General features: G+C 58.8%; 9 protein-coding genes. 5 read left to right on the forward strand and 4 right to left on the reverse strand.

From position 1 onward, the window contains the following. The first annotated feature begins 521 nt into the window (after nucleotides 1-521). Nucleotides 522-875, forward strand: coding sequence for a winged helix-turn-helix transcriptional regulator (locus tag BOO71_RS03310; RefSeq protein WP_217694836.1), 354 nt, complete (start codon nucleotides 522-524; stop codon nucleotides 873-875). A 477-nt stretch (nucleotides 876-1,352) separates the two neighbouring features. Here BOO71_RS03310 and BOO71_RS03315 read toward each other — a convergent pair whose 3' ends face one another. The 3 genes from BOO71_RS03315 to BOO71_RS03325 all read right to left on the reverse strand — a co-directional run bounded on the left by BOO71_RS03315 (nucleotide 1,353) and on the right by BOO71_RS03325 (nucleotide 5,293). Then, nucleotides 1,353-2,390: a zinc-binding dehydrogenase gene (locus tag BOO71_RS03315; RefSeq protein WP_175607341.1), complete on the reverse strand. Its 1,038-nt coding sequence runs from the start codon at nucleotides 2,388-2,390 to the stop codon at nucleotides 1,353-1,355. A 127-nt stretch (nucleotides 2,391-2,517) separates the two neighbouring features. Continuing rightward, the gene (locus BOO71_RS03320) at nucleotides 2,518-3,510 is read right to left on the reverse strand and encodes an NAD(P)H-quinone oxidoreductase (RefSeq protein ID WP_075830565.1); all 993 of its coding nucleotides are present in this window, start codon (nucleotides 3,508-3,510) and stop codon (nucleotides 2,518-2,520) included. 67 nt (nucleotides 3,511-3,577) lie between these two features. After that, entirely contained in the window at nucleotides 3,578-5,293 is a 1,716-nt protein-coding gene (locus BOO71_RS03325) for an MFS transporter (protein ID WP_075830566.1), read from the reverse strand. A 91-nt stretch (nucleotides 5,294-5,384) separates the two neighbouring features. On the opposite strand from BOO71_RS03325, the gene BOO71_RS03330 reads away from it, so the two are divergent. Continuing rightward, a complete protein-coding gene (locus BOO71_RS03330) occupies nucleotides 5,385-5,975 on the forward strand; it encodes a PadR family transcriptional regulator (RefSeq protein ID WP_075830567.1) in 591 nt (196 codons plus the stop codon). Nucleotides 5,976-6,434: 459 nt separating this feature from the next. Here BOO71_RS03330 and BOO71_RS03335 read toward each other — a convergent pair whose 3' ends face one another. Then, the gene (locus BOO71_RS03335; protein WP_175607342.1) at nucleotides 6,435-8,063 is read right to left on the reverse strand and encodes a serine hydrolase domain-containing protein; all 1,629 of its coding nucleotides are present in this window, start codon (nucleotides 8,061-8,063) and stop codon (nucleotides 6,435-6,437) included. Between the two features lie 108 nt (nucleotides 8,064-8,171). Between BOO71_RS03335 and BOO71_RS27545 the strand changes: the two genes are divergently transcribed. The 3 genes from BOO71_RS27545 to BOO71_RS26220 all read left to right on the forward strand — a co-directional run. After that, entirely contained in the window at nucleotides 8,172-8,549 is a 378-nt protein-coding gene (locus BOO71_RS27545) for a hypothetical protein (protein WP_175607343.1), read from the forward strand. Between the two features lie 355 nt (nucleotides 8,550-8,904). Then, a complete protein-coding gene (locus BOO71_RS03340) occupies nucleotides 8,905-9,648 on the forward strand; it encodes an AraC family ligand binding domain-containing protein (RefSeq protein ID WP_075830569.1) in 744 nt (247 codons plus the stop codon). A gap of 13 nt (nucleotides 9,649-9,661) precedes the next feature. Beyond that, nucleotides 9,662-9,882: helix-turn-helix domain-containing protein (locus tag BOO71_RS26220; RefSeq protein WP_175607344.1), on the forward strand; the 221-nt coding region annotated here is incomplete at its 3' end.

Consider the following 9,882-nt stretch of genomic DNA (forward strand, 5'->3'; position numbering starts at 1 on the left):
GATCAAAATCGTGTCGCAGGTGGACAGCAAGCTGCTGTTGTTCATCTGGACTCAGCACCGTGGGTGCGCCCTGGTTGTGCGCCCGGCCATCCCCTAAACCGTCCAGCCCCAGGGTGTGATACCGCTGCAAAATGTGACGCGCCCCAGAGACGGAGTATTTGGTCAGTTCCAAAAGCTCAGTTTCTGTTCTGCCTTCCGCAAGGAAGGCAAAGAACTGCGCTCTGCGCCGCTCCACAGCGCAGGTACTGGCCCGATAAATGGCCCAGAAGTCGTCAGCGGAGTGCTGGAGTTGGATGGAAGAGAAGAATTTTTTGATCTGGACAGTCTACAAGATTTAATCGGAGTCCGTATTAGCAGCCACTGGCAACAGTTACGATAGGACATCGGGTTACTAGACGAAAGTACGTACCTTCAGGTAACTTACGGGCATGTCCAAGATCATTGGCTCAACCCCGGCCTTAGCTCTGCTCCCGCCTGAAGCCTTTCAGCAGGGTTGCCCGACGCGGGCCATCCTGGAGGAAGTGACCAACCGCTGGTCGCCGCTGATTCTGGCGGCGCTGCTGGGGGAGCCGCTACGGTTCTCAGCGCTCAATACGAAAGTGCAGGGCATCAGTCAAAAGATGCTCTCGCAGAATCTCAAAGTGCTTGTCCGCAGTGGTCTGGTTGAGCGCTCGGTGGCCTCCACCATTCCGCCGCAAGTCACCTACACGCTCACCGCTTCCGGCACAGAACTAGCAACCATGATGTGCGGGCTTATTCACTGGATGGGCGGGCGCACCGAACAGTTTCGGGCAGCCCACGAGCGCTACGACGCTGATTCAAATCAGTTTGATCTAGGTTCAGGCCACTCCGCTCAGGAAGGTGCAATGGCCTGAACCGCAGTCAGCTTCGGCTTACGGATTGGCGAAATTCGGGCAGCATAAAGCGCACAAGGCCGCGTCACCTGAAGGGCGCGACCTGATGCACTCTCGAACGAGCAGGTCTGGCCGGGCTGGACAGCAGCCAGTGCTGGGCTGGATTGCGCTCGAATCCTCGTCCTTCGCCGTCGACGGGCGATCCGATCTGGTGACGGTGGTCTGGAATCCGGCCACGCTGCAGGACAGAGAAGCGCTCCAGGCTTTCCTCTGGACCGCAGAAAATGCGTCTGTAGTGGAAACGGAGTCGGCCTCCAGTCTGGTATGTGGGAAATGAATGAAAGATGCAAGCAGTGCAGGCGCATTTCTGCTGGGAAAGCGCCCGCACTGCTCAATAAACGCAGCCGTAAATTTAGCTAATCAATATCCCGCTCACTTTGGGGATACAAAGGGTGGGACGCCGGATCCGCGCCATGAAGGACCTGAAGGACCGTACCGTCAATGGGCTTGGCTGTGCTTGTTGGGCGTGATGATGATCTTGCCGTTGCTCGCGTGATCCTGGTAGTGCTTGATGGCCTGCAAGGCGTCTTCCAGTCCCGCCCGCGCACTCACCTCCGTGTGAAGGTCGGTCGCCATGCGCTGCTGTATCTGATCTGTCCGCTGCTGCAACTCGGCCTTGCTCAGGTTGCTGCGGTAGGTGGTCAGGTAAAAGCCGGAGACGTGCCCATCCCGGAAGACCAGATCATAGGGCGACACCGTAAGGCTCTTGCCGCCCAGCACGCCGTAGACCAATACGGTGCTGTGTTCGGGCATGGCCGCCAGCAGCCGCCCCGAGAGTTCTCCGCCCACCGCGTCCAAGGCCATCGTCGCGTTCAAGTCCCCACAAAGCTGCTTGAGCTGAGCGTCAAAGTCCTCGGCCTCGCTGTTCAGGACATGTTCAGCTCCGCCCTTTCGCAGCGAAGTCACCTGCTCGTCTCGCCGCACAATGTTGATCAGCGGCAGGCCCGCGCTCGTAGCCAGCCTCTGCACCATTTTGCCCACTGCGCCGGCTGCTCCGGTCTGCACCAGGGCCAGATGCTGACCGTTTTGTGCCTGCTCGACCAGGCCCCAGGCGGTAAAGGGGTTGATGAACAGCATCGCGCCCTGCTCGAAGTCGACGGCTGGTTGAAGTGGAAGGCAGACTTTGGCGTCCACGGCGACGTACTCAGCCCAGGTGCCCTCACCCTTGGACTGCACCACGCAGGCGACGCGCTGCCCCATCAGCCGTTCGGCCTGCGCTCCGTTGCCCGCGACCACCACGCCGCTCGCCTCGAACCCGGCGGTGGTGGGCAGAGGCCGCCGAAAGCCGTAACGCCCATGCATGAATTCCAGATCCGACGGATTGACAGCTGACGCTTCGACCCGTACCAGCACCTGACCTAAAGTGGGAGACGGCACCGGCTTTTCAGTCAGTTTGAGAGCGTCCAGGCCGTCGTAGCTGGACAGTTCGAGGGCTTTCATGGTGGTCGGTAGAGTTGGAGCAGAATGTTTGGACATCATCAGCCTCCTGAATGCGTTCTGGGGAGTGGAAATTGGGCGAATCTCAAAGCAGGCTTGCTGTCACTGGCTAAAGCCATCAGCCCAATCCATCAAATATGGGCCTGAGCCTGGTCTTTATGCGCCTTCAGTTTGCTGGCATCGTCAGGATAACTTTGCCCACGTGTGCGCCGTCCTCCAGGTATTGGTGCGCCGCTGCCGCGTCCGCGAGTGGGAACGTCTGATCCACCTGCGCCCGGAGCTGACCGCCAGCAATCCACGGCCAGACGACCCGCTCAACCTCCAGAGCGAGGGCCGCTTTCTCATTGGCAGAGCGCCCGCGCAGGGTGGATCCAGTGACCACCGCCTGCTTTTGCATCAGCGCCATGACTGGCAATGTCACGTCGTTTCCGCCCAGACTGGCGATGAACACGATCCGGCCTTTGTGTTTCAGGGCCGCTAGATTGCCCGCAAAATAGCTGGCACCGACTATATCCAGCACCACGTCCACGCCACCCGCCTGCTGGGCCACCTGCGCGAAGTCCTCTGTACTTGTATCCACCACGATGTCGGCCCCCAGCGCCCGCGCAGCCTCGGCTTTGGCCGCTCCACGCGCCGTGGCGATCACCCTGGCCCCCGCTGCCTGGGCCATCTGAATGGCCGTCACTCCGATGCCAGAAGTTGCGCCGTGAACCATGAAGGTCTCGCCCGCTTTCAGGCCCCCAGCATCAAAGACATTGGCGTACACGGTGAACACCGTCTCTGGCAGGCTGGCGGCCTCCACGAAACTGAGGCCCGCTGGAATGGGCAGGGCGTGGCGGGCGTCGCAGGCGACGTACTCGGCGTAGCCGCCGCCGCCGAGCAGCGCACAGACCCGGTCGCCCACCTGCCAGCGGCCCGCCGCGACCACCACCGTCCCCGCAACCTCCAGCCCCAGCGTGGCGGGTGCGCCGGGCGGCGGCGGATAGAACCCCATACGCTGGAAAATATCGGGCCGATTGATCCCGGCGGCAGCGACTTTAATTAAGATCTGCTCCTCGCCCAGCGTTGGGACAGACAGTCCTTCAAGCTGGAGCGCGGAGGCCGGGCCGCTGCCCCCCTGGATGCTGATGGCCTGCATGGACTCTGGAATGGTGGTCATGGTGAACTCCTTTGGGTTGAGTGGGCGAGTGGATGTAGGCGGCTGGAGTTGGTACAGGTCAGGGCAGTCACCTTGTCGGTTCTTTGCGCGCGGCGGCAGCCTGGGCCATCACACGCGTATTGCCCGGCAGCAGGAACACCAGGCCAAAACACAGCGCGTAGGCTGCCAGTTGAAACCGCAGGGTAAACAGCAGCGCGGACAGAAAAGCCTCGCGCCGAACCTCATCGCCTGCCGCCGTCAGGGCCGCCCCCACGGGCTTGACCAGGTTGGCAGGCAGCGCGTTACCTCGTGGCTGGCAACTGGCCGGAACCACGTTCAAATCGGCTTGATTGAAGCGGTCATGCACACAGGCGCTGAAACCTGCGGTGATCCCTCCCACGGCGGAAGCCGGAAGCCCGGTTGCCCGCAGCGTCTGTGTCAGGCCCGGCTGAACCTTTGCGCCTACCATGTCCGCACTGGAGGCGAGGTGACCAAACAGCAGCACTCCGATGATGGCCACGCCCAGAGCGCTGCCCACCTGCTGCACGGTCGCCAGCACGCCAGAGGCGCTGCCCGCGTTGGCAGGGTTGATACGCGACAGGATCACGGTCTGCAGCGGTCCGATCACAAAGCCGAAACCCAGCCCACTGACGATCAGCGCCGGAATTAATTCGTAACCCCGGTAATTTAGAACTGTGGCATTCAAGGTCAGCAGGATGCCCAGCAGACCGAAAATGAGCAACGCAGTTCCCAGCGAAAGAATGGAGCGGCCCAGTCGTGCGCCCAGCCGGGCTGACAGCAGCGAGGCAACGACGATTGCCACCTGATAGCTGATCAGCAGCAGCGCGGCCTGCGTTGGGCCGTAGCCCAGCCCTGCTTGAAAAAACAGACTCATCGCCACGAAATAGGACAGCACGCTGCTCTGGAATACAAAAGCGATCAGTGCGCCCACGGCAAAGGATCGATCACTGAACATGCCCAGTTGTACCAGCGGCGTCTTTCCACGGGCCATGAGACGGCGCTGATAGGCCACGAACACGCCCAGAGTCACCACGCTCAGGGCCAGCATGGTCAGCAGCCAGGTGGGCCAGCCCTGATCGCGGCCCTCGATAACTGGGTAAATCAGCAGCACCAACGCCAGTGAGAGCAGCGCCACACCCGGTACGTCCAGACCACGGGCCTGATCGGATTTCGATTCGGGCAGCACCCGCGCGGCCCACAGCAAAGCCAGCAGCCCAATGGGCACGTTGACCAGAAAGATCGGACGCCACAATGACCCGAAGAGATTGGCGTCGATGAGCAGGCCGCCCAACAGTGGCCCAGCGATAATCCCCAGCCCGATGATGGTGCCTTGCAGGCCGAAAGCACGGGCACGCTCGCGGCCAGGAAACAGCACCTGGATAAAGCTTGCCACCTGCGGAAACAGCAGGGCCGCCGCCAGGCCCTGCAACACCCGGAAAGCGATCAGCGTAAGCGGTGACCACGCCAGGCCGCACAGCGCCGAGGTCAGCGTAAAGCTGGCCAAGCCCAGCAAGAACAGGCGGCGGCGGCCATAGAGATCGCCCAGCCGCCCCCCAGTGATGAGCAGCACGCCGTAGCCGACGGCGTACCCGGTCAGCACGAACTGAACCTGTGCGGAGCTGGCCCCCAGGTCACGTTGCAAGGTCGCCAGACCGTTGGTGACGATGCTGGTGTCCAGCAGCACCATGAACAGAGCCAGCAGCAGCACGGCCAGCGCCCGCCAGCGGGTCGGGTCAAGCGGGTGGGTTTCGGGCAGTGGCCCGGCGGCAGAACGTGCGCTCATGATTTCTCCTCTCAAGCTCCACATTATGTTAGTTATGACATATGTTTAAATTAGCATAGTCAAAACGGACTGACTCTGTCAAGATAGACGTATGCCTGTCCGTGCCAAAGCCGCCACCACCACGCTCGGCTACGCCCTGCTGGGGTTGCTGGCACGGGAGGAGCGCTCCGGCTACGAGCTGACCCACGCGCTGAAAAATCCTGTGGGTTACTTTTGGTTCGCCCAGCACAGTCAGGTGTACCCGGAACTTGCACGCTTGGAAACAGCGGGGCTGGTGGCCTACACGCTTGTCGAGCAATCTGATCGGCCTGACAAGAAGGTCTACCGGCTTACTGACGCGGGGCGGGCTGCCCTGCGTGCCTGGCTCAATGACGCTACGGAACCGCCCCGCAAGCGCGACGAGCTGGTTCTCAAAGCGTATTCCATCTGGCTGGCCGATCCCACTGCCGCCGCGCAGATGATGCGCGAACACGCTCAGACCCACCTGGCCCACCTGGCCGAGTTTCAGTCGGGTTTAAGCCGTCTGGAGCAGGAGGCGGGGGAGACCCTGTGGCAACCGGAGTCCCCATGGTTTGGTGTTCATGCTGTGCTGCGGCGCGGAATCGGGTACGAACGTGAGTACTCCGATTGGTGCGAATGGCTGGCGCAGTGCCTCGAGGGGACGCAAGAGGCTGCGCGCTAATGGCCTGACAGAACCAAATCATCCGGGTCAAGTCGGGTTGGGCGATCAGGCGCTGAGTGCTGGCCGACTCTCCTACTGGCAGCAGTGGAAGCAGCGCACGCAGGAATAACTTGTCCAACACAGGCTGTTCTTGAAAATACCCTTCAAGACGTTTTTTCCAAGCCTCAGATAAGGCGTTGCCGGGGAAGAACGTGACCAGGACGTGGTGGCAGATGGATTGCCTATGGATGAGGGTTTCAAGTGCGGCGGCGAGACGCCAGAGCATATTGCGTCGCAGCAACGGCAAGCGGGCTTTCGGGAATTCAGATAGCCTGGCAGACTTATGGGAAGCGGCACCGCAGATCGTCACAGACCAGTGGTGCCGCTTGCCATTTGCGGCGGAAATGCTTCAGTTTAGCAGTGAGATGTCTTGGAACTCAGCCAGTAAAAAACTGAAGTTGTCCGGTCTTGGGAAATGACTTATTTGCTCGCTCCCGCCAACGGAGTTGCGCCATTCAATCCTTCGATTTCAATGGCACGCTTCTCTCCACTGCCGGTAAACTTGACGACACTGCCCACAATTGGCTGACCGGTTGCCATGAAACGGTTTTTGCCTAAAGGAATCAGGTCTACAGTGAAGCGAACTCCCCGAAAACCAGATTCAAGCCTGAGCATGCGCTGGTCGATGACCTTGACCACAGTTGGCTTGGGATCGGCCAGACTTTTGAATGTGCCAGCCAGGGCGCTTAACTCTTTGGGCTGGGGCTGGTACGTGCGGGCGGCCTGGCGATCTGCGGCAATGCTGGCACTATCCTGGCCCAGGATTTTGAGTTGCGCTTGCAGGGTAGCGTTCACGTCGGGGCCAGAGCGGCCCAGCAAGACTTCAGCGATGTGCAGCCGCATCACATCCATAAACGTGTTGGCCTCCCCGATATTTGCCAGAATCACCACGCCCGCATGTTGTTTCGGCAGCATAGTTACGCTCGCGGTTGCGCCGGTCACGTTACCAGCGTGCTGCACGATCTGCTCTCCTAGAAAGTTCTCGACATTCCAGTAAAAGCCATACTGTTCTTGGGTAACAAGTGGAGCAGGGACACGCACTGAACTTTCTGCCATTTTGCTTGCCAGTTGGGCGATAACGCCTGGCAGATTGGAGTCAGGAGCAGCGATCTGACCCTTATGCATTTCGTTGAGACTCTCCTGTGAGATCAAAGGTGAGCCAGTGCCAAGTTGAAAAAGCATGTAACGCGCCATGTCGGACGCACTGGCATTCACGGCCCCAGCTGCGGCGTCAGCTCCCAGCGACAAATAGTCGATCGGTCTCGATCCACCATTTTTGACATCAAGCTCATGTGGCGTGGCGATGTCAGGCAGCATTTTGAGCGTGTCAATCGATAGCGTCGCCGTGTTCATCCCGAGCGGTTGAAATATCCGCTGCTGGGTAAAGCTTGCCCACGACTGACCACTGACCCGTTTAATGATTTCTCCGGCGATGATCGCATTGACGTTGCTGTAGACAAATTTCTCACCGGGTTTTCCGACGAGAGGCGTGGTCGCCGCAGCGGCGATAATGTCTTTGACGGTAATCTTCGGATTGAATGTGGAGGCGTCTGTTCTGCTTAGGCCGGTGGTGTGTGTCAGTAGGTTTCTCACCGTGACCGTCCGGGTAGATGCCGGACTGGACAGCTTGAATTCGGGAATGTATCTAGTGACCGGCGCATCAAGGTTGACCAGGCCATCATTGACCAGCACCATCATATCCAGCGCCGTAAACGATTTGGTGACCGAGCCGATAGGAAACTGGGTATCCGGTGTGACTGACGTACCTTTTGATACGTTACGAACGCCGTACCCCTTGACATAGCTCACTGTTCCATTTTGGACGATGGCCAGTCCCACGCCAGGAACGCCATATTCTTTCATGATCCGGTTTACGAAAGCGTCGAGTTGGGCAGTATTGAGAGGAGGCTTAGGAGCAGTATTGACAGGTCTACCACTGCCACCAGCCAGTAAAAAATTCGGGCTGTCGAATAGAGACTGAGCCAGTGATCCTTGAGAAAGAAGATAAAGGGTGACAAGGACAGATCTGGAAATTCTTTTAGCAAACATGGAAAACTCCTTGAGAAGTTGATACCTTTCTAGAATGTTCCAGCAAAGGGTCGGTAGGTTGAATGACTGACGAGAATCGAGCGAACGTTGGCAAAATAGAATGAACATATGGAAGGCGAATTTTTCAGTTTGGCCAAACCCCTTGCCCTGCTCGTTTTTGCGCTGATTAGTTCTCAAGATACCCATCACGCAGCACTGGTCAAGCGTTGCCGTGGTGACACCCAGAAGGCTTCCGCCGTCTGCCAGATTGGGCGATTCTTCGGCAAGGGTCCACTGTGTCCTCTGGACGTCGCCCGTTCAAATACCTGGGTTGCCTTCAGAACACTCGCCGTTAAACTGTCCAGTCAAACCGCAATGTTTGCTCTGGTGAGCGTCGCCTCACTGGGGCCGCCTGCCCTACAGATCAACAACCCGGCACGAAGCAGCGAAACAACAATGGGCATGAACAATCGTTCGGGCGTATGCCCTTCTCGGAATGATCTTTGACACGGTGACATGCGAGTTCCACTGGTTTTGATCCAACTGGGTTTACACCATGTCTGGCGCAACTTGTCAAGCGAATGGGTCAGTAGATGGTGGGGCTACCTCCGCCTGGATATTACTTTCTGAATGTGAGCTTCATTATGAAAATTAAAAACTAAATATTTATGAAAATGCAAAATGAATTACGTCCGATTGGTCAGTCCGGCCCGCGTTTTTGAGCGGACCGAGTTCTGGATCCACGCTGTTTTCCAAAAGCTGGGTCTCACCGCCGGGAACTGAAGCAGACGGCGGGCGCGAAGAGTATCGGACATGAATAACAAATACAACCGTTTCGCAGATGTTCTAAATTGAGATTGAGATGCCCCTAGTCGCTCCTCTGCCCATGCATACCATCCAGGCCAGCGCACAGCAGCCGCTGATGGTACGGGCCGTGGCAATAGACCGACAACATCTCGAGCGCCAGACTGAGGCCCATCTGCACGACTTCTATGAATTGATGCTCTTTACGGCGGGCAGCGGACACCACCAGATTGGCGAACAGGTCCTGGCAGTGAGTCCTGGCGATCTGTTCCTGATTGCACCGGGCGAGCGCCATGACGTTCGGGGTTTGCAGGGCGGCGTGCGCGGCTGGGTGGTGATTTTTCACGCGGATACGCTGGCGGCGAATAACTACACTGGACAACTCAATCTGCCTCTCGCATATCTGGGCAGTGGGTCCAGCCTGCCGGGAGAGCTCTTGCTGCTGCCCTTCCTGGCAACGGACCCGCTGGGGAACGCCCTGCACTTTCAACTGGACGACAGGCTCCCCAACTGGTTGGCCCGCATTGAGGCGCTGAGTGCGGAGATGACGGCGCAGCAAATCGGCTCGGAGCTGGCGGTTCAGGCACACCTGCATTTGCTGCTGATCGATCTGGCCCGTCTGGTGGCCCCCCGCCTCAGCACGTTGTCGGTGGCGGCACGCCCATTATTGGAGCGTGTTTTTTCACTAGACCTCTTGCGAAAGTCGTGCGCTAAGGTAGGGGATGGTTGGCACGCTAAAATATCATCAGGCCCTGAAGCTGAATCGCACGAGTTTTCGCCGTCGCACTGGTGTGTACCCTGAAACATTTCTAGAGATGGAGACCGTGTTGCAAGAACGCCATGCCAACAAAGTCAAATCTGGACGGCCACCTGCACTCTCTTTGGGAGCGCAACTCCTGATGACGCTGGAGTTCTGGCGCGAGTACCGCACGTTGTTTCACATCGGCCAGGACTGGGGTGTCCATGAGGCCACGGTTCAGCGAACCGTGGTGCGTGTTGAAGATGCCCTGATACAAAGCGGGAAATTCTCGCTTCC

This window comes from Deinococcus marmoris, assembly GCF_001949125.1.
Taxonomy (GTDB): Bacteria; Deinococcota; Deinococci; order Deinococcales; family Deinococcaceae; genus Deinococcus; species Deinococcus marmoris_A.